Genomic DNA, 21955 nt, shown 5'->3' on the forward strand with positions numbered 1-21955 from the left:
GCACGCTGTTGAGTTCTCAAGGAACGGACACTTCCTTCGAGCCGCATCCCTGCGGACCCTCCGGGCGCTTCGTTCTTTCGTGTTCCCAGCTTATCAGATGTTTTCCGCTCCGTTTTCCGGAGTTTCGTTCCGATTTGCTTTCGCCTTTCGGCGCTCCCGAACTCTACCAGAGTTTCTCGGCCTGTTTTCCCCGCCCCTATTCGAACGAATTCGAATCCGGGGCGAAGCCGCACGACCGTGGGGCAACCCGGAGAACACTACGCACCGGGCTGCCCCAGGTCAAATCGGGTCGTGGGCTCAGACCTCGACGACGACCGGGAGGATCATCGGGCGGCGGCGGTAGTTGTCCGCGACCCACTTGCCGACGATCCGGCGGACCAACTGCTGGACCTGGCGCACCTCGAGGACGCCTTCGCCGGCGGAGCGGGTCAGGGCCTCCTCCAGCTTGGCGGCGACCGCGGAGAACGCGCCGTCGTCGATGCCGGAACCCCGGGCCTGGATGGTGGGGCCGCTGACCATCTTGCCGTTGGCGGAGTCGACCACCACGAACACCGAGATGAAGCCCTCTTCGCCGAGGATCCGGCGGTCCTTGAGGGAGGCCTCGGTGATGTCGCCGACCGAGGAGCCGTCCACGTAGACGTAGCCGGCCCGGACCTTGCCGACGATCCGGGCGACGCCCTTCTCGAGGTCCACGCAGACGCCGTCCTCGGCGATGACCACGCGGTTGCGCGGGATGCCGGTGGCGATGCCGAGGTCGGCGGCGGCGCGCAGGTGCCGCCATTCGCCGTGGACCGGCATCAGGTTCTTGGGCTTGCAGATGTTGAAGAAGTACAGGAGTTCGCCGGCCGAGGCGTGGCCGGAGACGTGCACCTTGGCGTTGCCCTTGTGGACGACCTTGGCGCCCCAGCGGGTGAGGCCGTTGATGACGCGGTAGACGGCGTTCTCGTTGCCGGGGATCAGCGAGGAGGCGAGGACGACGGTGTCGCCCTCGACGATGCGGATCTGGTGGTCGCGGTTGGCCATCCGGGAGAGCGCGGCCATCGGCTCGCCCTGGGAGCCGGTGCAGATCAGCACCACCTCCTTGTCGGGCAGGTCGTCGAGCGTCTTGACGTCGACGACCAGGTTGCCGGGGACCTTCAGGTAGCCGAGCTCGCGGGCGATGCCCATGTTGCGGACCATCGAGCGGCCGACGAAGGCGACCTTGCGCTTGTACTCGTGCGCGGCGTCCAGGACCTGCTGGATGCGGTGCACGTGGCTGGCGAAGGAGGCGACGATGATGCGCTTGTCCGCGTTGGCGAAGACGTTGCGCAGGGCCGCGGAGATGTCGCGCTCGTGCGGGATGAAGCCGGGGACCTCGGCGTTGGTGGAGTCCACCAGGAGGAGGTCCATGCCTTCCTCGGCCAGCTTGGCGAAGGCCGGGAGGTCGGTGAGCCGGCCGTCCAGCGGGAGCTGGTCCATCTTGAAGTCGCCGGTGGCGACGACCATGCCCGCGGGGGTGCGGACGGCGACGGCGAGGGCGTCCGGGATGGAGTGGTTGACCGCGATGAACTGGCAGTCGAAGGGACCGATCCGCTCGCGGTCGCCCTCCACGACCTCCAGGACGTAGGGGTGGATGCGGTGCTCGGCGAGCTTGGCCTCGATCAGGGCGAGGGTGAGCTTCGAACCGATCAGCGGGATGTCCGGGTTCTCCCGGAGCAGGTAGGGCACGGCACCGATGTGGTCCTCGTGGCCGTGGGTGAGGACGATGCCGTCGACCTTGTCGAGGCGGTCCCGGATGTAGCTGAAGTCCGGGAGGATCAGGTCGACGCCGGGCTGCTCGTCCTCGGGGAAGAGCACGCCGCAGTCGATGATCAGCATCCGGTCGCCGTACTCGAGGACCGTCATGTTGCGGCCGATCTCACCGAGGCCGCCGAGCGGGGTGATGCGGAGGGCGCCTTCCTTGAGTGCGGGGGGCGCGCCGAGTTCAGGGTGCGGGTGGCTCAAAAGACTCTCCTCACGACGCACGCCATATGCCCGGGGGGTTCCTCCCCCGGCTGCATATGGCGTGCGTCCATCGTGGTTACCTGACTGCCGATGTGCCGCGCGCCTTCGGTCCCGGTCCAGCGGCGGACCCGGGTGGGTCCGGCGAGCCGGGGACGCGCACGTCTGTTGTTGTGCTTACAGGTGTACCCCGCCGGCGGCGAGATCCTCCTTCAAGCGGGCGGTCTCCGCGTCGGTGGCGGGGACCAGGGGCAGCCGGAGCGGTCCGGCCGGGTGTCCCTGCAGGTTCAACGCGGCCTTGGAGAGGATCACTCCCTGGGTGCGGAACATTCCGGTGTAGACCGGCAGCAGGGTCTGGTGGACGGCGAGCGCCTTGGCGGTGTCGCCGGCCGTGAAGGCCTCGATCATGGTGCGCAGTTCGGCTGCGACGAGGTGGCCGACCACGCTGACCACGCCGACGGCTCCGACCGAGAGCAGCGGCAGGGTGAGCACGTCGTCGCCGGAGTACCAGGCGAGGTCGGCGCGGGCGATGGCGTGCGCGGCGGCGGCGACGTCGCCCTTGGCGTCCTTGTTGGCGACGATCCGGGGGTGCTCGCCGAGGCGGACCAGGGTGTCGGTTTCGAGGGCGACGCCGGAGCGGCCGGGGATGTCGTACAGCATGACCGGCAGGTCGGTGGCGTCGGCGATGGCGACGGTGTGCCGGTACAGGCCCTCCTGCGGGGGCTTGCTGTAGTACGGGGTGACGGCGAGCAGGCCGTGCGCGCCGGCGGCCAGGGCCTGGCGGGCGAGTTCGACGCTGTGGCGGGTGTCGTTGGTGCCGACGCCGCTGATCACGTGGGCGCGGTCTCCGACCGCCTCGACCACGGCCCGTACCAGCTGGGCCTTCTCCGCGTCGGTGGTGGTGGGCGATTCGCCGGTGGTGCCGTTGAGCACCAGACCGTCGTTGCCGGAGTCCACCAGGTGGGCGGCGAGGCGCTGGGCGCCGTCGAGGTCGAGGTCGCCTTCGGGGGTGAACGGGGTGACCATCGCGGTCAGGACCCGGCCGAAGGGCGTCTGCGGTGTGGAGGTCGGAGCCATGGATCCAAAGCTACTCGTAGGGCGGTGGTCGATAGCCACGCAGGTCCAGGGTTTGGACTCCGGGGCGCCGGGGGGAGCGGCGGGATCCGGGCCGGACATGGGATTCCGGTGCTGCGCGCTCGGGGGTTCACGCAGCACCGGAATCCGTGTCCTGAGCGTATGGAGCGGCCGAGAAAGCCGCAATCCAGACATGCCGGACAGTCCGCCCATCTGCCCGTCGGCGCAGGTCAGCGGGCGCTCCGCCGCCCCGGCCGAAGGCCGCACGGGTGAGTGCCGCCGGTGCGGCCCGCCGACGTCCCGTCAGACCTTCCGCCAGCCCGGCACCCAGGCGCCGTCCTCGACGGTGTAGTCGCCGAACAGCGACGGGGCCTCCTTGACCATCAGCTCGCCGACCTTGCCGAACAGCAGCCGGATCTCCTCCTCGGCGCCCGGCGCGGTGCGGTTCTCGATCACGTGCCGCAGGGTGCGGACGTTGGCCGTCCAGACCAGGCCGGTGGCCAGGCCCTCGGGGGCGAAGCGGCGCATGAAGGAGGTCTTCTCCTTCTTCTCGTGGAAGGGCACGCCCTCCTCGTCCAGCCCGAAGTGGTCGGCCATCCAGTGCTGGAACTCCTCGATCTCCTTCATCAGGCCGGTGGCCCGGGCCATCAGCGCCTCGTCCTGCTTCGCCCACTCGGGGAACCAGAACGGGATGTCGTCGAGGCGGACGAAGCGCAGCGACTCCTGGGAGACCGCGACGCCGGCCCGGTGCCGGACCAACTCGTGGGTGACCACCCGGCTGACGTTGTGCAGGACGAAGGTGAAGGAGACGTGCTCCAGCACCGAGCCGTGCGCGCTGGCCAGGATGTTCTTCAGGTAGGCGTCCTGGTCGGTGCGGACCTTGGTGACGTTCGGGTTGAGGCCCGGCTTCCAGGAGCGGTAGCAGATCCGGCCGGCGAACTCGGCCAGGTTCTGGGCGTCGTCCAGGTCTCCGCGGTCGACCCGCTCCAGCCAGCTCTCGCCGCCGACGTCCTGCAGGTAGGCGGCGACCTCGTCGTAGTCGAGCTCGGGGCGGGCGATGAGGTGGACCTGGGGTTCGACTGCGCGCATGGGAGAACGTCCTGGGGGGTCTGGGGAGAGTACGGGTCAGTCTACGGTCGGGCGGACCGGGGCTCCGGCACCGTGCAGCTTGATGGCGTGCTGCATGGCCTTGCGGGCGCGCGGCACGTCGCCCGCGTCCGCGTACGCGACGGCCAGCCGGAAGAAGTTGCGCCAGTCGGCCGGGTCGGCCTCGGCCTCGGCCTTGCGGCGGGCGAACACCGCGTCGGCGGAGGCGCGGTCGATCCGGCCGCCGCCGCTGCGCTTCAGCTCGTCGACGGGCAGGCCGCCCTCGGCCTCCAGCTCGCGGGCGAGCCGCTCGCTGTCGCGGCCGAAGCGGACGGTCTGCGCGAGGAACCAGACGCCGATCACCGGGATGACGAAGGCACACGCGCCGATGCCGATGCCCAACGGCTTCCCGGTGGCGACCAGTTGGACGCCCTCGCCGACGCAGACCAGGCTGACCAGCAGCAGGACGCCGGAGAGGACGAAGAATCCGGTGCGGGAGGTCATGTCACAGGTCCAGGAAGTGTTCCAGGCCGAAGGTCAGGCCCGGGTGGTCGGCGATCTTCCGCGCGCCGAGCAGGATGCCGGGCATGAAGCTGCTGTGGTGCATGGAGTCGTGCCGGATGGTGAGCGTCTCGCCGGTGTCGCCGAACATCACCTGCTGGTGCGCCAGCAGGCCGCGCAGCCGCACCGCGTGCACGGGGACGCCGTCCACGTCGGCGCCGCGGGCGCCGGGCAGGCCGTGGGTGGTCGGGTCCTGCTGCGGGGGCAGGCCGGCCTCGGCGCGGGCGGCGGCGATCAGCTGGGCGGTGCGGGTGGCGGTGCCGGAGGGGGCGTCGGCCTTCCGGTCGTGGTGGAGTTCGACCACCTCGACGGACTCGAAGTACTTGGCGGCGAGCTGGGAGAACTTCATCCCGAGGATCGCGCCGATGGAGAAGTTGGGGGCGATCAGCAGGCCCAGCTCGGGTGCCTTGGCCAGCAGTCCGCGGACGGTGGCGAGGCGCTCCTCGGTCCAGCCGGTGGTGCCGGTGACCACGTGGATGCCGTTGGCCAGGCAGTGGTCGAGGTTGCCCATCACCGAGTCGGGGTGGGTGAGTTCGACGGCGACGTCGGCCCGGGCCTCGGTGAGTTCGGTCAGGTCGGAGCCGCGGCCCAGGGCGGCCACCAGCTCCATGTCCTCGGCGGCCTCGACGGCCTTGACGGCCTCCGAGCCGATCCGGCCCTTGGCGCCGATCACGGCGACGCGCAGCGTCATGTCAGTTCTCCTCTCGGGCCGGCCGGTCAGACCAGCAGGTCGGCGAGCTTGGCGGCCCGCCGGTCGTTGATCGGGCCGATCAGGGCGAGCGAGGGGCGGTGCGCCCCCAGCACATCACGGGCGACGGCGTGCACGTCGTCCAGGGTCACCGCGGCGATCTTCCCGAGCATCTCGTCCACCGACAGGTGGTGGCCGTAGGCGAGTTCGGCCTTGCCGATCCGGTTCATCAGCGAGCCGGTGTCCTCCATGCCGAGCACGGTGGAGCCGGAGATCTGGCCGACGGCGCGGCGCAGCTCCTCCTCGGTGATGCCCTCCTCGACCACCCGGGCGAGTTCGGCGCGGCAGATCTTCAGCACTTCCTCGACCCGCTTGGGCTGGCAGCCGGCGTAGATGCCGAACAGACCGGTGTCGGCGTACGAGGAGGAGTACGAGTAGACGGAGTACGCCAGGCCGCGCTTCTCCCGGACCTCCTGGAACAGCCGGGAGCTCATGCCGCCGCCGAGGGCCGCGTTGAGCACGCCGAGCGCCCAGCGGCGCTCGTCGTGGCGCGGCACGCCGGGGACGCCGAGGACCAGGTGGGCCTGCTCGGTGGGGCGGTTGAGGACGGCGGCCCGCCCGGCGGTGCGGACGGCCTTGACGCCTCGGCGGACCTCGGCGGGGTGGCCCTTGGACTTGGCCAGGACGGTCGCGAAGGCCCGCTCGACCTGCTTGACCACCTTGGCGTGGTCGAGGTTGCCGGCCGCGGCGACCACCAGGTTCTCCGGCTTGTAGCGGCGCTGGTAGAAGCCGGCGATCTGGTCGCGGGTGAGCGCGGTGACGGTCTCCTGGGTGCCGAGGATGGGGCGGCCGAGCGGGCCGTCGCCGAAGATCACCTTGGCGAACAGGTCGTGCACCACGTCGCCCGGGTCGTCCTCGGCCATCGCCATCTCCTCCAGGATGACGCCGCGTTCGGACTCGACGTCCTCGGGACGGATCAGCGAGCCGGTCAGCATGTCGCAGACCACGTCGATGGCGAGCGGCAGGTCGGTGTCCAGGACCCGCGCGTAGTAGCAGGTGTTCTCCTTGGCGGTGAAGGCGTTCATCTCGCCGCCGACCGCGTCCAGCGCGGCGGAGATCTCCAGCGCGTCGCGCCGGGCGGTGCCCTTGAAGAGCAGGTGCTCCAGGTAGTGGGTGGCGCCGTTGAGGACGGGCGTCTCGTCGCGGGAGCCGACGCCGACCCAGATGCCGAAGGTGGCGCTGCGCACCGTCGGGAGGGTCTCGGTGACGACCCGCAGGCCGCCGGGGAGCACCGTGCGGCGGACGGTGCCCGCGCCGTCGGTGCCCTTGAGCAGGGTCCGGGTGGTTCCGGGGCGCTGCTTCGCCGCCGAGGCCTGGGCCACGGGTGTTCCTTCCGATCACTGCTTCACGGGGAGCTTGGGGTGGTTCCGCGGGCGCGCGCACGCGGCCTTCGCGAACGGGGTGCGGCCCGCACGCGCCGGTGGGGCGTGCGGGCCGCGGGGTGCTACCGGGAGGTCACTCGGAGGCGGCGGCCTCGCCGCCCTCCTCGCCCTCGACGACCGGGATCAGCGACAGCTTGCCGCGCGGGTCGATCTCGGCGATCTCGACCTGCACCTTGGCGCCGACGCCGAGCACGTCCTCGACGTTCTCGACGCGCTTGCCGCCGGCCAGCTTGCGGATCTGCGAGATGTGCAGCAGACCGTCCTTGCCCGGCATGAGCGAGACGAAGGCGCCGAAGGTGGTGGTCTTCACCACGGTGCCCAGGTAGCGCTCGCCGACCTCCGGCATGGTCGGGTTGGCGATCTGGTTGATCGTCGTGCGGGCAGCCTCCGCCGAGGGGCCGTCGACCGCACCGATGTAGATGGTGCCGTCGTCCTCGATGGTGATGTCCGCGCCGGTGTCCTCCTGGATCTGGTTGATCATCTTGCCCTTGGGGCCGATGACCTCGCCGATCTTGTCCACCGGGATCTTGATGGTGATGATCCGCGGCGCGTTCGGGGACATCTCGTCGGGCGCGTCGATGGCCTCGTTCATGACGTCGAGGATGTGCAGGCGCGCGTCCTTGGCCTGCTTCAGCGCGGCGGCCAGCACGGAGGCCGGGATGCCGTCGAGCTTGGTGTCGAGCTGCAGGGCGGTGATGAAGTTCCGGGTGCCGGCGACCTTGAAGTCCATGTCGCCGTACGCGTCCTCGGCGCCGAGGATGTCGGTGAGCGTCACGTAGTGGGTCTCGCCGTCGATCTCCTGGGAGATCAGGCCCATGGCGATGCCGGCGACGGGGGCCTTCAGCGGCACGCCGGCGTTCAGCAGCGACATGGTGGAGGCGCAGACCGAGCCCATCGAGGTGGAGCCGTTGGAGCCGAGCGCCTCGGAGACCTGGCGGATCGCGTAGGGGAACTCCTCGCGGGTCGGCAGGACCGGGAGGATCGCCCGCTCGGCGAGGGCGCCGTGGCCGATCTCGCGGCGCTTGGGCGAGCCCACGCGGCCGGTCTCGCCGACCGAGTACGGCGGGAAGTTGTAGTTGTGCATGTAGCGGCGACGGGTCTCCGGGGAGAGCGTGTCGAGCTGCTGCTCCATGCGCAGCATGTTCAGCGTGGTGACGCCCAGGATCTGGGTCTCGCCGCGCTCGAACAGGGCCGAGCCGTGCACCCGCGGGATGGCCTCGACCTCGGCGGCCAGGGTGCGGATGTCGGTGACGCCGCGGCCGTCGATGCGGACCTTGTCCTTGATGACGCGCTCGCGGACGATCTTCTTGGTCAGCGCGTTGTAGGCGGCGCTGATCTCCTTCTCGCGGCCCTCGAACTCCGGGAGCAGCTTGTCGGCGGCGACGCCCTTGATCCGGTCCAGCTCGTTCTGGCGCTCCTGCTTGCCGGCGATGGTGAGCGCCTTGGCGAGCTCGTCCTTGACGGCGGAGGTCAGCGCGGCCAGCACGTCGTCCTGGTACTCCAGGAAGACCGGGAACTCGCCGGTCGGCTTGGCGGCCTGCTTGGCGAGCTGGGACTGCGCGGCGCACAGCACCTTGATGAACGGCTTGGCGGCCTCCAGGCCGGCCGCGACGACCTCCTCGGTCGGCGCCTCGGCGCCGCCCTCGACCAGCTTGATGGTCTTGTCGGTGGCCTCGGCCTCGACCATCATGATCGCGACGTCGCCGTCCGGCAGGGCGCGGCCGGCCACGACCATGTCGAAGACGGCCGACTCCAGCTCGGAGTGGGTCGGGAAGGCCACCCACTGGCCGTTGATCAGCGCGACGCGGACGCCGCCGATCGGGCCGGAGAACGGCAGGCCGGCCAGCTGGGTGGAGGCGGAGGCCGCGTTGATGGCCACCACGTCGTACAGGTGGTCGGGGTTGAGGGCCATGACCGTCACGACGACCTGGATCTCGTTGCGCAGGCCCTTGACGAAGGACGGGCGCAGCGGGCGGTCGATCAGGCGGCAGGTGAGGATCGCGTCCTCGGAGGGGCGGCCCTCGCGACGGAAGAACGATCCGGGGATGCGGCCGGCGGCGTACATCCGCTCCTCGACGTCCACCGTGAGCGGGAAGAAGTCGAAGTGTTCCTTGGGCTGCTTCGAGGCGCTGGTGGCCGACAGCACCATGGTGTCGTCGTCCAGGTAGGCCACGGCGGAGCCGGCGGCCTGACGGGCCAGACGGCCGGTCTCGAAGCGGATGGTGCGGGTACCGAAGCTGCCGTTGTCGATGACGGCCTCGGCGTAGAAAACGTTCTCTTCCACCTGGAAGATCTCCTCTTTCGTACGTTCTCCCCAGGAGCGCCCCTGCGCTTGCCTGCCGTGGCCCGGGCAGCTGGGCCGGTCTTCGATCGAAGCCACCGGGGCGGACCCTCTTCTCGGGGTTCCCGGCGGCCACTACCGAGGACCGGCGCCTTTCGGCGTGCGGCGGTCGGCGTCTGGACGCTCCTGCGGGGTGCGGGCGGCCTCCGTTGGAGACCTTGATTCGGCCCACTAGGGCGGGCATGCCCTTTACCTTACAAATTCACACCCTACCGAGCGCGGCTTCGTCGCGGGCGGCTTCGTCGCGGGGCGTGATCGCGGGGTGGCGCGAAATGCGCCGAGGGGCGGCTCCCCGGTGAGGGGAGCCGCCCCTACGAGCGGTGTCAGCGGGCGCCGCCGGCGGCACCGCGGCGGATGCCGAGGCGGTCCACCAGGGCGCGGAAGCGCTCGATGTCCTTCTTGGCCAGGTACTGCAGCAGGCGGCGGCGCTGGCCGACCAGGATCAGCAGACCACGACGCGAGTGGTGGTCGTGCTTGTGGAACTTGAGGTGCTCGGTCAGGTCCGAGATGCGGCGGGAGAGCATGGCCACCTGGACCTCGGGGGAGCCGGTGTCGCCCTCCTTCTGGCCGAACTCGGCGATGATCTGCTTCTTGACGTCAGCGGCGAGGGCCACGGGCATCTCCTTCGGTTGGGTGGCCGAGTGGTCCTGGTCGGAAGCACAGGACCTGACAGGACTCGGACGGGTCAACGATAGCAGCGCGGCTCAGCCGGTCGCGCCGCGCACCACGTTGTAGACGTCGAGGACGGCGAGCGCGAGCGGGACGAGCGAGATCAGCATCAGGCTGTCGACCATGTCCAGGATGCGGCCCCAGAACGGGGACACCCCGGAGCGGGGGACGATCAGCGCGATGGCGGTCATCACCGCGGCGCCGGCCGCGATGGACGCGGACAGCCACACGGTGCGCAGGTCGCCGCTGCCCTCGTTGGTGAGCTTGGCCATCAGCAGGTGCAGCGGGGTGTGCAGGGCCAGGCCGAGGATCAGCAGGGAGAGCGCCACCAGGCCGGAGATGGTGAGCGCGAAGACCTGCGCGGTGTAGCGGAACAGCCGGGCCCGCAGCATGGTCGAGACGCCGATGGCCAGGGCCAGCAGTTCGGCCCAGGTGCGGTCGCTGAAGCCGAGCACGGCGCAGGCGCCGACGATGGTGGCGGCGGCACCGCCGACCAGGCCGACCAGCACCTCGTGGCCGCGGCGCGCCTGGGCGGCGATCCGCTCGTACTGGACGGTCTCGGCGTTGCCGGCCTCCTCGCCGTAGGCGCTGCCGCGGGTGCGGGTCTGGCCGGGGGCGCTGAAGCCGACGGGCAGGCGGGCGAACCGGGCGGACAGCGCGGGCAGGAAGCCGATCGCGGCGACGCCGGCCACGCCGGTGACGGACGCGATGTCGGTGATCGCGGTGTCCGACATCAGGACGGCGGCGAAGGTGGACAGGGTGCCGGCCGCGGCGAGGAAGGAGGAGGCGACGAACGCCGAGTCCTTCTCCGGCAGCAGGCCGACCAGCAGGACGGAGACCACCAGCACGGTGACGCAGCCGACCAGGAACTGGAGCCGGCCGGGGCCGGCGCCGTCCGGGACGTCGATGATGCCGGAGCCCGCCAGCATGGCGTGCGGCAGCGCGCCGAGGCCGAGGGCGAGGGCGGCGGTGTGGTCGGAGTAGACCCGGGCGCGCACGCCGGCGAAGGTCACCAGGACGATCGCGGTGACGCCGGACAGGATGCCCGGCAGGCCGAACATGTCGTGCCGCAGGTCGGAGAACCACAGCGCGAAGGCGAGCAGCGCGAGCAGGACGGTGCCGGCGACCAGGCCGAAGGCCCGCATCAGGTCGGGGCTCCAGAACCGGCGGTCGGCCTCGACGGCGGAGGCGATGGCGTCGGCGACGTCGTCGTAGACCGCAGGCGGCAGCGACTCCGCGAACGGGCGCAGGCTCAGCAGGTCCCCGTCGCGGACCTGTTGGGCGGCCAGCGGCAGGCCGCTGTCCAGCACGGTCCCGTCCCGCCGCACCAGGTGGAAGCCGGTGGGCGTCCCGTCCACCTGGGTCTGCCCGGAGAGCCTGAGCACTTCCGGGTAGATGTCCGCGAGCGGGACGTCCTCCGGTAGGGCGACGTCGATCCGGCTGTCCGGTGCCACCACGGTGACCCGGCAGAAACCGGTCGTTGCGTTGTTGCTCACCGGCCCTCTCCCCCTCGTTGGCTGTGTCGGCAAGTCTGCTGACCACTCGTCGAAGCGGCTCCGGAACTGTCACGGTCCGAACGAGAGTTGGCGCGGCGACACCTTACCCTTCGCGGGAAGGGTGGTGCGCGCCGGGTGCCCGTGCTCCCGGGCCCGGCGGTTCCGGCGCGGCCTTGACGGCGGATCAGCCGCCGCCGGGCGGGCCGGTCCGCCCCCGTGGACGAACCGCTTGGCGTGCGCAGTAGGATCGGCCCCTGCGCACGGCGTACGGGGGCGGCGGTCGAAGACGCGACAGCCCCGCGCGCCTGCGGTTCGGCGGAGCGGGGGCGGCGTCATCACACGGGGCGCCCTCACCGTACGTATCCAGATGCGTATCCAGATGCGTGAGGGCGGATTGTGAGCGAGCGATGGGGGCGCCCCCTGTCAAGTGCCCTGGGAGGGCGCGTCGTTGAGAACGGGGAGTCGCGCTCTGCGGCTGCCGCCCGGGACGGGGTGACGGTATGAACGAGCGGAGCGGGTTCACCTTCGAGAGGTGCGCGTGCGCGAAGCGCTCACCGAGCGCCGGCGAGGTGGCTGCATGAGTACGGTGACGGTGAAGCGCCCGCCGCGGGCGTTCCCGCCCGCGGTGTCGGAGGAGCCGGTCGAGCTGGTTCCGCCGCCCGAGCTGCCGCGCGGCGGTGGCGAGGACTGGCTGATGACGCTGATGCCGATGCTCGGCATGGGCGGCAGCGCGGCCTTCCTGTTCCAGGGCGGCCAGGGCCCGATGAAGATGATGGGCGTGCTGATGATCGCCTCGACCGCCGCGATGGCGGTGGCGCAGATCGTCAGGGCCCGCAAGGGCGGCAGCGCGGCGACCTCGGACGAGCGCCGCGACTACCTGAAGTACCTGCAGCAGAAGCGCCGCGAGGTGCGCCGCACGGCCGAGCGGCAGCGCGGCGCGCTGCTGTTCACCCACCCGGAGCCGGACCAGCTGTGGTCGGTGGTGGCCGAGGGCCGCCGGCTCTGGGAGCGCCGGCCGACCGACGCGGACTTCGCGCAGATCCGGGTCGGCCTGGGCCCGCTGCAGCTGTCGACGCCGCTGGTGGCGCCGCAGACCGCGCCGATGGACGAGCTGGAGCCGCTCGCCGCGGAGGCGATGGGCACCTTCATCAAGACCCACGGCACCCTGCAGGACCTGCCGCTGGCGGTCTCGCTGCGGGCGTTCTACCACATCACGGTGTGCGGCGACCCGGACTCGGTGTACGGCAACGTGCGGGCGATGGTGGCCCAGCTGGCGACCCTGCACTCCCCCGAGGACCTGATGATCGGGGTGGCTGCCGCGCCGGGCGCGGTGGAGGAGTGGGAGTGGGCGAAGTGGCTGCCGCACACCCAGCACCGCAAGGAGAGCGACGGGGCCGGTTCGCGGCGCCTGATCGCCTCCGGGCTGGGTGAGCTGGAGGAACTGCTGGCCAACGAGCTGGCCGGTCGCAAGGGCTTCTCCCGGGACAGCACGCCGACCCCGGACCAGCCGCACCTGGTGGTCATCATGGACGGCGCCTCGGTGCCGGTCGACTCGGTGATCGCCGGTCCGGAGGGCGTCCAGGGCGTCACCGTGATCGAGGTCGTCCCGGGCGACCTGGACGAGCCGAACGGCCACCTGGTGATCACCGTCGGCAAGGACTCGCTGCTGCTGGAGGCGGCGTCCGGGGCGAGCTACCCGGGCACGCCGGACACCCTGTCGGCCTGGCAGTCGGAGGCGCTGGCGCGGCAGCTGGCGCCGTTCCGGGCGTCCGCGGGCGGCGACGACAGCGACCCGTCGCTGGTGTCGATGGACTTCACCGAAATGATGCACACCGGCGACCCGGGCTCCTTCGACCCGACCCGGCACTGGCGTCCCAAGCCGATCCGCGAGAAGCTGCGCGTCCCGCTGGGCGTCGGTAGCAACGGCGAGTACGTCTGGCTGGACATCAAGGAAGCCTCGCTGGAGGGCATGGGCCCGCACGGCATGTGCGTGGGTGCGACCGGTTCCGGCAAGTCCGAGGTGCTGCGCACCATCGTGCTGGCGCTGGCGGTCACCCACTCCTCCGAGGTGCTGAACCTGGTCCTCGCGGACTTCAAGGGCGGTGCGACCTTCGCCGGCATGTCGGAGATGCCGCACACAGCGGCCGTGATCACCAACCTCGAGGGCGAAGCGACCCTGATCGACCGCATGCGCGACGCGATCGAGGGCGAGATGAACCGCCGCCAGGAGCTGCTGCGCGCGGCGGGCAACTACGCGAACATCAACGAGTACGAGCGGGCCCGCGCGGCCGGCGCGCCGCTCGACCCGCTGCCCTCGCTGCTGATGATCATCGACGAGTTCTCCGAGCTCCTCACCGCGAAGCCGGACTTCATCGAGCTGTTCATCCAGATCGGCCGCATCGGCCGTTCGCTCGGCATGCACATGCTGCTGGCCTCGCAGCGACTGGAGGAGGGCAAGCTCCGCGGTCTGGACACCTTCCTCTCCTACCGCCTGGGCCTGCGCACCTTCTCGGCCGCCGAGTCGCGGGCCGCGATCGGCGTGCCGGACGCCTACCACCTGCCGCCGATCCCCGGCGTGGGCTACCTCAAGTTCGGCTCCGACGTGATGGAGCGCTTCCGCGCCGCCTACGTCTCCGGCAAGTACCGGGCGCCGGGCGCCCAGCGCGCGGTCGGCGGCCGGGTGGTCACCGCCCAGCCGGTGCTGTTCACCGCCGCCGAGGTCGAGGTCGTCGAGCCCGAGGTGGAGATCCTCCCCGAACTGCCCGAGGAGGAGGAGAAGGACGAGGCGCTGCTGGACACCATGCTCGACGTGTTCGTGCAGCGGATGATCGGCCAGGGCCCGCCGGCCCACCAGGTGTGGCTGCCCCCGCTGGACGCCCCGCCGTCCATGGACAGCCTGCTGGAGCCGCTGCAGGTCAGCCCGGACCGCGGCCTGACCCCGGCGGCCGTCCGCCAGGGCAACCTGGTCGTCCCGGTCGGCATCGTCGACAAGCCGCGCGACCAGCGCCGCGACGTGATGTACCTGGACTACTCGGGCGCCGCCGGCCACGGCATGATCGTGGGCGGTCCGCGCTCGGGCAAGTCCACCATGGTGCGCACCATCGTGGCCGGTTTCTCGGTCACCCACACGCCGGTGGAGACGCAGTTCTACCTGCTCGACTTCGGCGGCGGCGGCTTCGGCTCGCTGGCCGACCTGCCGCACGTCGGCGGCGTCGCGGGCCGACTGGACGTCGAGAAGGTCCGCCGCATGATCAGCGAGGTGCACGGCGTGCTCAACCGCCGTGAGGAGCTGTTCCGGTCGACCGGCATCGACACCATCACCACCTACCGCTCCCGTCGGGCCGCCGGGCAGCTGCCCGACGAGCAGTTCGGCGACGTGTTCCTGTTCATCGACGGCTGGCTGACCTTCAAGCAGGAGTTCGAGGTCCTGGAGCCGGTCATCGCCGACATCGTGCAGCGCGGCCTCGGCTACGGCGTGCACGTGGTGATCACCGCGGCCCGCTACGCCGAGGTCCGCCCGGCGCTGAAGGACCAGCTGCAGAACCGGGTGGAGCTCAAGCTCGGTGACTCGATGGAGTCCGAGATCGGCCGCAAGGCCGCCGCGAACGTCCCGCCGATCCCGGGCCGCGGCCTGACCGCCGACCAGCTGCACTTCCTGTCCGGCCTGCCCCGGATCGACGGCTCCAGCGAGACCGCGGACCTGGTGGACGGCGTGACCGGCCTGGTCTCCCAGGTCAACGCGGCCTGGTCGGGCCCCCGGGCCCCGCAGGTGCGCATGCTGCCGCCGGTGCTGGACGGCCACTCGCTGCCCAAGGGCTTCGAGCACCCGGAACTGGGTGTCGCGTTCGGTGTCGACGAGGTCGAGCTGGCGCCGGTGTTCGTCAACTTCGAGACCGACCCGCTGTTCGTCGTCTTCGGCGAGAGCGAGTCCGGCAAGTCGGCGCTGCTGCGGATGCTGATCAAGCAGATCACCGAGCGGTACACCCCGGACCAGGCGGGCATCGTGGTCGGCGACTTCCGCCGCTCGCTGCTCGGCGTGGTGCCGCCGGAGTACCTGGTGGAGTACGCGGCCGCCGCGCCCGCCATGTCGGCGATCGTGGAGATGCTGCGCGGGGCCTGCGGGCGCCGCCTGCCCGGCCCGGACGTCACGCCGGAGCAGCTGCGCAACCGCAGCTGGTACACCGGCAAGGACATGTTCGTGATCGTGGACGACTACGAGCTGGTCGCCACCCAGTCGGGCAACCCGATGGCGCCGCTGGCGGAGTTCCTGCCGTTCGCGCGCGACATCGGCCTGCGCCTGATCGTCGCCCGCAACGCGGGCGGCGCCGGCCGCTCGCTGTTCGAGCCGGTGATGCAGCGCATGCGCGAGCTGGGCGGCCAGGGCGTGCTGCTCTCCGGCGACAAGGGCGAGGGCGCGCTGCTCGGCACGGTCAAGCCGCAGCCGCTGCCGCCGGGCCGCGGCGTGTTCGTCTCCCGCCGGATCCAGGCGGGCCAGACGGTGCAGACGGGCTGGCTGCCGACGCAGGTCTAGCGCGGACGCCGTTCACGCACGGTGACCGAAAGGGCCGGGCTCCGGAAGGAGCCCGGCCCTTTCGGCACCCCGGAGCCGGAACGGTGCCATAACGTTATCTTCCGATTTTCTCGGTTCTCCTTCGGTTCCCGCACCCCGTCCCGGCTGCTCAGCGGCCTTTTCGGCCCAGCAGCGCAGTACGGCACCCCGCCTTGGAATCGGGCGTGACCCAGCCCACTTCACCTTCGATTCAAGCGCAGTTCACCGGAGTTGACACTACGGAAACATACGCCTCGCACGCCTGGAGGCTGCGTTCCGCAGGCGAAACCGCCTTACGACAACGGAATCCGCAGCCGATCGCGCGTTGACTGGGCCAATGCACCCAGGCAACCTGGCGAGCCGGGAGCGAAGCAGAAACCACACCGCGAGACCGTGCTTCGGAGGCGATACCGCTCCCACCCCCACACCGCCGTTCAGTGGATCGGATGCCCCATGACCGACACGCTCCCCCCGCAGGTAGCAGCCCCCGCCGCGGGGGATACCGCGGGCAGCCCCAAGAAGCTCGCCCGTTCGCTCGGTGTCGTGGGCGGCACCCTGCTCACGCTCTCCTGCGTGACCCCGGCCTCCTCACTCTTCGTGATCGTCCCGGAGCTCTTCAACTCGCTCGGCACCTTCACCCTGATGTCGATCCTGATCGGCACGGTCATCTGCGTCGCCGTGGCGTTCTGCTACTCCGAGCTCGGCACCCTGGTGCCCTCGGCGGGCGGCGAGTACGCCATGGTCGGCACCCTGGCCGGCAAGTTCACCGGCTGGCTGGTGTTCATCCAGTCGCTGATCGTGGTGATGATCGTGCCCTCACTGATCGCCATGGGCACCGCCGACTACCTGGAACCGATCATCCACCTGGACCCGAAGTGGGCCGGCGCCGCGGTGATGCTCGCGGCCACCGTGGCCGGTCTGCTGGACCTGCGGGCCAACGCCTGGATCACCGGCATCTTCCTGGTGCTGGAGGTCGTCGCCTGCGCCGTGGTCGCCTTCCTCGGCTTCGGCCACTCCCAGCGCGGCGTGAGCAGCATGCTGCACGGCTCGGTCACCGACGCCGCCGGCGCCACCGGCGGGGTGGGCTTCTCGGTGATCCTGGCCGCGATGGGCACCGCGCTCTTCGTCACCCAGGGCTTCTCCACCGCGATCTACCTCTCCGAGGAGCTGGAGGACCCGCGCAAGAACGTCGCCCGCACCGTGCTGTGGACGCTGGGCCTGTCCGCCGCCGTCATCCTGATCCCGGTCGCCGCGATCACCGTGGGCGCCCCCGACCTGAAGGCGCTCAGCGAGGGCGACATCTCCTCGCTGGTGATCGGCTGGAGCAACAGCGGCGTCGGCACCTTCATCAGCCTGTGCATCGCGCTGGCGATCGTCAACGCCGGCATCGTGATGGTCATCCAGAACTCCCGGGTGCTGTTCGCCTCCGGCCGCGACAAGGCGTGGCCGGAGCCGGTGAACCGGGCCTTCGGCACCCTCAACAAGTTCAGCGCCCCGTGGATCTCCACCCTGGCGGTCGGCATCCCCGGCGCCGCGCTCTGCTTCGTCGGCCAGGGCCTGCTGACCAACATCACCGGTGTCGCGGTCGCCGCGCTCTACCTGCTGGTCGCCGTCGGCGCGCTGTTCTCCCGCCGCGGCCACCACAAGGGCGCCGCGGCCTGGCGCCAGCCGCTGTGGCCCGCGCTGCCGATCCTGGTGATCGTGGCCCTGGCCTACGTCCTGACCCAGCTCGACCACACCGCGCTGTGGTGGACGCTCGGCATCACCGCCGCGGCCAGCCTCTACTGGGCGCTCTACCTGCGGCCCCGCCCGGAGACCCGCTGGGTCATCACCCTCCCCGAGGACGAGCGCGCCTGACCCCCGCGGGCCGCTCCCGCGTCGGCCCCCGCCCGGTCCCCGAGACCGCGCGGGGGCCGGCCCCTTCTCCGGGACCGGCCCCCGCCCGACGGGCCCGGCCCGACGCAGCGCGCGCGGCGCGTCAGCCGTGCCGGCTGCGGCGGCGGCCCATGTCGCGGGCGACGACCGAGCCGCCGGCCAGCCCCGCCACCACCAGGGCGCCGATGCCCAGCACGAAGGTGCCGGTGCGGCGGTCCCGATCGGCCTGGGTCTCCTCCAGCCCGAGCGGCTGCGCGACCAGCGGCACGGCGTCCAGCTTGGTCGACGGGTCCGGGTGCGGCGACTCGGACGGGCCGGGCACGGTGGCGTACTCCACGGCCTTCACCGGGTCGACCACGCCCCAGCCGATGTACTTGTTGGCACCGTGCTCGGTGCGCTGCGCGGTCTGCTCGATCACCGTGCGGATCTGCTGGGCCTTCCAGGTCGGGTGCATGCCCTTGAGGATGGCCGCCAGGCCCGCGACGTACGGGGCGGAGAAGCTGGTGCCGTTGTCGGTGCACTGGCCGTGCCCCGGGACGGTGGAGAGCATGTCGACGCCGGGCGCGGCCACGTCCACGAAGTCGCCGTACTGGGAGAACGAGGCCCGCTCGTTGTTGCGGTCGGAGGCGCCCACGGCGAGCACCCACGAGTAGGCGGCCGGGTAGGTCGCACCCTCGCCGCCGTCGTTGCCCGAGGAGGCGACCACCACCACGTCGCGCCGCTCGGCCTCCTTCAGCGCCGCGGTGAGGTTCGACGCGTCCGGGAAGGACGGGTTGTCGAGGTCCGCCGACTGCGTCTTGCTCGGGTCGTTCTGGATCCGGACGTCCTGCGAGATGTTGATGACCTCGGCGCCCTTGGCGACCGCCTCGCTGATCGCCTCGGCCAGGGTCTTGACGCTGCCGTGGCCCTCGGCGTCGTTCTGCCGGATGGACAGGATGGTCGCGTCCTTGGCCAGGCCGACGAAGCCGATGCCCGGCTTCTGGGCGGCCGCGATGATGCCGGCCACCTTGGTGCCGTGGCCGACCTTGTCGGTCAGGCTGTTGCCCTCGGGGCGCTGCTGGCCCTCCGGGGGGTTCTCGCCCAGGAGGTCCCGGCCGCCCTGCACCTTGCCGGCCAGCTGCGGGTTGTTGGCGTCCACCCCGGTGTCGATGACGGCGACCGTGACGTCGCGGCCGGTCCGGTTGCCCGGGTCGTCGCCCGGGGTGCCGCCGCTCGGGGACGCGCTGGGCTTGCCGCCGGGCCGCTGGTCCTCGCCCCACAGCTCGCTGAGGAACACCCGCTGCAGCGCCCACGGCTTGGACACCACGTCCTGCTCGATCGGGAAGTTGCAGTCACCCGCCGCGGCGAGCGACAGCGCCGCCCGGGAGGCGTCGCCGCCCGCGGGGGCGGGCTCGGCCCAGGCCGGGCCGGCGGCGGCCGAACCGATCACCCCGAGCACCAGCAGCACCGCACCGGCCCGGCGCAACGATCCTGACGACACCTCTGCTCCACCCCTCACTGCGTTCCACCCGTGTTCCGCTCACCGTGCCGCCCCGTGCGGCGCGCGAAGGGCGGGCGCCCTGAGGACGCCCGCCCGTGTCAAGCACTGCCGTGCCGGTTCCCCCGTGCCGTTTCCGGCCCGCCGGGTCAGGCGCCCCAGATGCCCGCGTTCGCGCTCTCGGTCTGCTGGTAGCTCTGCGCGGCGTTGTCCAGCGCGGAGGCGATCCGGCCGAGGACCTGCTGCAGGTCCGCCGCCTTGGCGTCCCACTGGGCCTGCCGGGCCTGGTAGCCCTGCTGAGCCGCACCCTCCCAGCTGGAGGCGATGCGCTGGACGCCCGCCTTCAGGTCGTCCAGCTGGCTCTGGATACGAGCGGCGGTCTGCCGGACCTCGGAGCTCGCGTTCTGGATGGTCTGGAAATTGACGAGAATGCCGGACATTGATCTCTCCCCTTCGATGGATTCACGGCGCGCCCGAAAGGGGCGCAAAGTGGTTGGTGGTACGAGCTACCGGCGTCAGCCGATGCCACCGACCGCAGCGCGCTGCTCCTCTTCGGTCATCGAGTAGGCCTTCGTGGTCGCCTCGATGGCCTGACGGATCTCGTCCAGGATCTTGTTGAGCGCGACGGCGTCGTCGTTGAACTGCGTCTGCATCTGCTGGTACGCGGACGCGGCCGCGCCCTTCCAGCCCGAAGCGATCTCCGAGACCAGGGTGTTGAGACGGTTGATCTCGCCCTGGACCTGCTGGTTGACCTCGCCGATGCGGTTCGCGAAGGCGGTCATTTCCTCCGCGGTCGTCGTGAACTGACCTGCCATGATCCACCGTCCCCCATGAGACAGACTACGTCCGGACACCCCTGTGGCGAACGTCCGTACGGGCACCACCGGTGTGGTGCTCTGAAGCACTGTAACGGCCAACTGCTGTGCGCCCAACACCGGGCAGCGGGTAGTTACCAGACCATGACACTGGACCACCGCACCCCGGGTGACGATCCGTCAGGCGTTCTGAGCCTGAAGTGCGGAGTTGGTGTTGAGCACCGGGCCGGCCGGGACCAGCTTGGACCAGGCCAGCGGGACGCGGGGCGGCAGGACGTCCTTGTAACCGAGCCGCGCCTGCGCCTCGTTGGTGTTGTTCTGCTTGCCCGGCTCGGGCGAGGCGGTGGCCGTGCCGGAGGCGCCGTCGTTGTTGGCGGGCAGCGAGTAGCGCAGGCCGGAGTCGGTGATCAGGAAGTCGCTGCCGGAGGAGGCCGCCTGGGCGTCCGTGCCGAGCGTGTCGCCCTCCACCGCGCGGTACAGCAGGCCGTGGCCGGGCGTCACGTGGGCGCTGACCGAGCCCGAGGTGACCTGCGCCGGGTAGTCGGTGTGCGCCCAGACCGTGCGCTTGATGCCGCCCTTGTCGTCGGCGCCGGCGAAGGTGGAGCAGATCACCGTGCGGGTGCCCTTGTCACCGACGTTGACGGCCTGCTGCTTGTAGCCCGGCAGGTCCTTGGACAGCCCCATCATGTCCTTGACGGTCTTGGGCTCCAGCTTGCTGATGTCGGCGGCGCCGACCTCCTCGATGGTCGGCGCGCCGCCCTCGGGGTAGGCGCCCTGCGTCGCCGGGTCGGTGCGCATCATCTGCGCCTGGAACTCGGTGATCTGGTACAGCTTGTTCTCGCCGACCGCGTAGTACGCGCCCTGGAAGGTCAGCAGCCGGCCGACCCGCCTCTGGGCCTGGTTCGACAGCTCCAGCCTGGAGGGGCCGGACTGCTTGGCGGTGCGGAGGCTCTCGATCCGCGGGAACTCCACCGGGTCGCCGACCGCCAGCGTGTCCAGCCACTCCTTGGTGACCTGCTGCGGCTTGACGTCCGGGCCGCTCAGCGCCCTCAGCAGGTCCTTGCGGTCCTTGTCCTCCATGTCCCGCTTGCCCAGGGCGTGCTTGAAGCCCCTGGAGTCGACCAGGTAGATGGAGCCGTCGGCGTTGCCGCCGTTCACCCGCGGCTCCTGGACCAGCAGCATCTGGTTCTCGTTGAGCACCTTGTCCGGCGCCTCCAGGTTCTTCTTGTCCTGCCCGGCGGCGATGAACACCGACTGGCCGACCGTCGCCTGCAGGTTGTCCTTGCCCTGCTTGTCGCACACCGACCAGTCCTTGGCCTCGCCGGCGTCCCCCTTCGAGGGCAGCTTGTCCGGGGCGTACGGGATGCCGATGGTGGCGCCGCGCCGCGGGTAGCCGTCCAGCACGTTGTCGGCGACGGTCTGCACGGTGGCGCTCTCCGACAGCACCAGCCGGGCCGAGGACATGTTCAGCACCTGGTGCAGGGTGGGCTCCTTGTTGGGCCCGTCGTTCAGGATCACGTAGCGGGTCGTCGAGGACTTGCCCTGGATGATGAACTTGCCGCTGTCCCAGTTCGGCGGCGCGGCGGGCTTGAGCACGCCCCACATCCCGAAGCCCGCGACGACCACCGCGGCGACCACGAAGCTCGGCAGCACCGCGCGCAGCGGACGCGGCGCGTCCTCGTCGTTTCCGCCGCCGCCCGGCTGCAGGAAGGCCCCGACCATCCGCTTCCGGGCGAAGGTGTAGGCGTTCAGCTCGTCCCGGCGTGATGCCATGCTCGTCCCCGTCTCCCCTGTGTGACCCGCCCCGCGGGTGTCAACGCGCTTGTGCCGTCCGTTGAGTCTGCCACCCGGCGGGCGACCCGCTCGGCCACCCCTCTACGATGCGGCAGCAGACGGTGAGTA

Annotated in this window: 15 protein-coding genes; 2 read left to right on the forward strand and 13 right to left on the reverse strand. The window is 71.0% G+C overall.

Annotated elements, in window-relative coordinates; all coding sequences use genetic code 11:
• Positions 1 to 297 precede the first annotated feature (297 nt).
• The 9 genes from OO48_RS30305 to eccD all read right to left on the reverse strand — a co-directional run bounded on the left by OO48_RS30305 (position 298) and on the right by eccD (position 11337).
• Entirely contained in the window at positions 298 to 1983 is a 1686-nt protein-coding gene (locus tag OO48_RS30305) for a ribonuclease J (RefSeq protein ID WP_033222106.1), read from the reverse strand.
• Between the two features lie 174 nt (positions 1984 to 2157).
• Complete coding sequence (gene dapA, locus OO48_RS30310) at positions 2158 to 3057, reverse strand: 4-hydroxy-tetrahydrodipicolinate synthase (RefSeq protein WP_033222107.1); 900 nt, start codon at positions 3055 to 3057, stop codon at positions 2158 to 2160.
• Positions 3058 to 3357: 300 nt separating this feature from the next.
• On the reverse strand, positions 3358 to 4143 hold the full coding sequence (thyX, locus tag OO48_RS30315) for an FAD-dependent thymidylate synthase (protein ID WP_033222108.1): 786 nt from the start codon (positions 4141 to 4143) through the stop codon (positions 3358 to 3360).
• A 36-nt stretch (positions 4144 to 4179) separates the two neighbouring features.
• Positions 4180 to 4644 (reverse strand): tetratricopeptide repeat protein, encoded by a 465-nt coding sequence (locus OO48_RS30320; RefSeq protein WP_033222110.1) that lies wholly within the window; start codon positions 4642 to 4644, stop codon positions 4180 to 4182.
• Position 4645: 1 nt separating this feature from the next.
• A complete protein-coding gene (gene dapB, locus OO48_RS30325; RefSeq protein ID WP_033222112.1) occupies positions 4646 to 5392 on the reverse strand; it encodes a 4-hydroxy-tetrahydrodipicolinate reductase in 747 nt (248 codons plus the stop codon).
• A 26-nt stretch (positions 5393 to 5418) separates the two neighbouring features.
• Positions 5419 to 6771, reverse strand: coding sequence for a M16 family metallopeptidase (locus OO48_RS30330; RefSeq protein ID WP_033222113.1), 1353 nt, complete (start codon positions 6769 to 6771; stop codon positions 5419 to 5421).
• A gap of 133 nt (positions 6772 to 6904) precedes the next feature.
• Positions 6905 to 9115 carry a polyribonucleotide nucleotidyltransferase gene (locus tag OO48_RS30335; protein ID WP_033222114.1) on the reverse strand — a complete coding sequence of 737 codons (2211 nt, stop codon included), beginning with the start codon at positions 9113 to 9115 and terminating at the stop codon, positions 6905 to 6907.
• Between the two features lie 380 nt (positions 9116 to 9495).
• Positions 9496 to 9786, reverse strand: coding sequence for a 30S ribosomal protein S15 (gene rpsO, locus OO48_RS30340; RefSeq protein ID WP_033222116.1), 291 nt, complete (start codon positions 9784 to 9786; stop codon positions 9496 to 9498).
• Between the two features lie 90 nt (positions 9787 to 9876).
• Entirely contained in the window at positions 9877 to 11337 is a 1461-nt protein-coding gene (gene eccD / locus OO48_RS30345) for a type VII secretion integral membrane protein EccD (protein WP_033222118.1), read from the reverse strand.
• A gap of 577 nt (positions 11338 to 11914) precedes the next feature.
• Between eccD and OO48_RS30350 the strand changes: the two genes are divergently transcribed.
• Both OO48_RS30350 and OO48_RS30355 read left to right on the forward strand, forming a co-directional pair.
• The gene (locus OO48_RS30350) at positions 11915 to 15868 is read left to right on the forward strand and encodes a type VII secretion protein EccC (RefSeq protein WP_033222120.1); all 3954 of its coding nucleotides are present in this window, start codon (positions 11915 to 11917) and stop codon (positions 15866 to 15868) included.
• A gap of 471 nt (positions 15869 to 16339) precedes the next feature.
• The gene (locus OO48_RS30355) at positions 16340 to 17743 is read left to right on the forward strand and encodes an APC family permease (RefSeq protein ID WP_033222122.1); all 1404 of its coding nucleotides are present in this window, start codon (positions 16340 to 16342) and stop codon (positions 17741 to 17743) included.
• 121 nt (positions 17744 to 17864) lie between these two features.
• Here the strand turns inward: OO48_RS30355 and mycP are convergent, their stop codons facing one another.
• From mycP to eccB, 4 genes are all read right to left on the reverse strand, one after another.
• Positions 17865 to 19241, reverse strand: a complete 1377-nt coding sequence (gene mycP, locus OO48_RS30360) for a type VII secretion-associated serine protease mycosin (protein WP_081952501.1) — start codon at positions 19239 to 19241, stop codon at positions 17865 to 17867.
• Between the two features lie 146 nt (positions 19242 to 19387).
• Entirely contained in the window at positions 19388 to 19678 is a 291-nt protein-coding gene (locus OO48_RS30365; RefSeq protein ID WP_033222124.1) for a WXG100 family type VII secretion target, read from the reverse strand.
• A 75-nt stretch (positions 19679 to 19753) separates the two neighbouring features.
• Positions 19754 to 20053: a WXG100 family type VII secretion target gene (locus OO48_RS30370; RefSeq protein WP_033222126.1), complete on the reverse strand. Its 300-nt coding sequence runs from the start codon at positions 20051 to 20053 to the stop codon at positions 19754 to 19756.
• Positions 20054 to 20233: 180 nt separating this feature from the next.
• A complete protein-coding gene (gene eccB, locus OO48_RS30375) occupies positions 20234 to 21826 on the reverse strand; it encodes a type VII secretion protein EccB (protein WP_033222128.1) in 1593 nt (530 codons plus the stop codon).
• Positions 21827 to 21955 lie beyond the last annotated feature (129 nt).

Source organism: Kitasatospora phosalacinea, assembly GCF_000716545.1.
Lineage (GTDB): Bacteria > Actinomycetota > Actinomycetes > Streptomycetales > Streptomycetaceae > Kitasatospora > Kitasatospora phosalacinea.

Excerpts from the sequence above, each read along its gene's own strand:
- OO48_RS30355 (WP_033222122.1), top strand. The coding sequence starts at position 16,340 with ATGACCGACACGCTCCCCCCGCAGGTAGCAGCCCCCGCCGCGGGGGAT.
- OO48_RS30365 (WP_033222124.1), bottom strand. The coding sequence starts at position 19,678 with ATGTCCGGCATTCTCGTCAATTTCCAGACCATCCAGAACGCGAGCTCC.
- OO48_RS30350 (WP_033222120.1), top strand. The coding sequence starts at position 11,915 with ATGAGTACGGTGACGGTGAAGCGCCCGCCGCGGGCGTTCCCGCCCGCG.
- OO48_RS30370 (WP_033222126.1), bottom strand. The coding sequence starts at position 20,053 with ATGGCAGGTCAGTTCACGACGACCGCGGAGGAAATGACCGCCTTCGCG.
- dapB (WP_033222112.1), bottom strand. The coding sequence starts at position 5,392 with ATGACGCTGCGCGTCGCCGTGATCGGCGCCAAGGGCCGGATCGGCTCG.
- OO48_RS30320 (WP_033222110.1), bottom strand. The coding sequence starts at position 4,644 with ATGACCTCCCGCACCGGATTCTTCGTCCTCTCCGGCGTCCTGCTGCTG.
- thyX (WP_033222108.1), bottom strand. The coding sequence starts at position 4,143 with ATGCGCGCAGTCGAACCCCAGGTCCACCTCATCGCCCGCCCCGAGCTC.
- eccB (WP_033222128.1), bottom strand. The coding sequence starts at position 21,826 with ATGGCATCACGCCGGGACGAGCTGAACGCCTACACCTTCGCCCGGAAG.
- dapA (WP_033222107.1), bottom strand. The coding sequence starts at position 3,057 with ATGGCTCCGACCTCCACACCGCAGACGCCCTTCGGCCGGGTCCTGACC.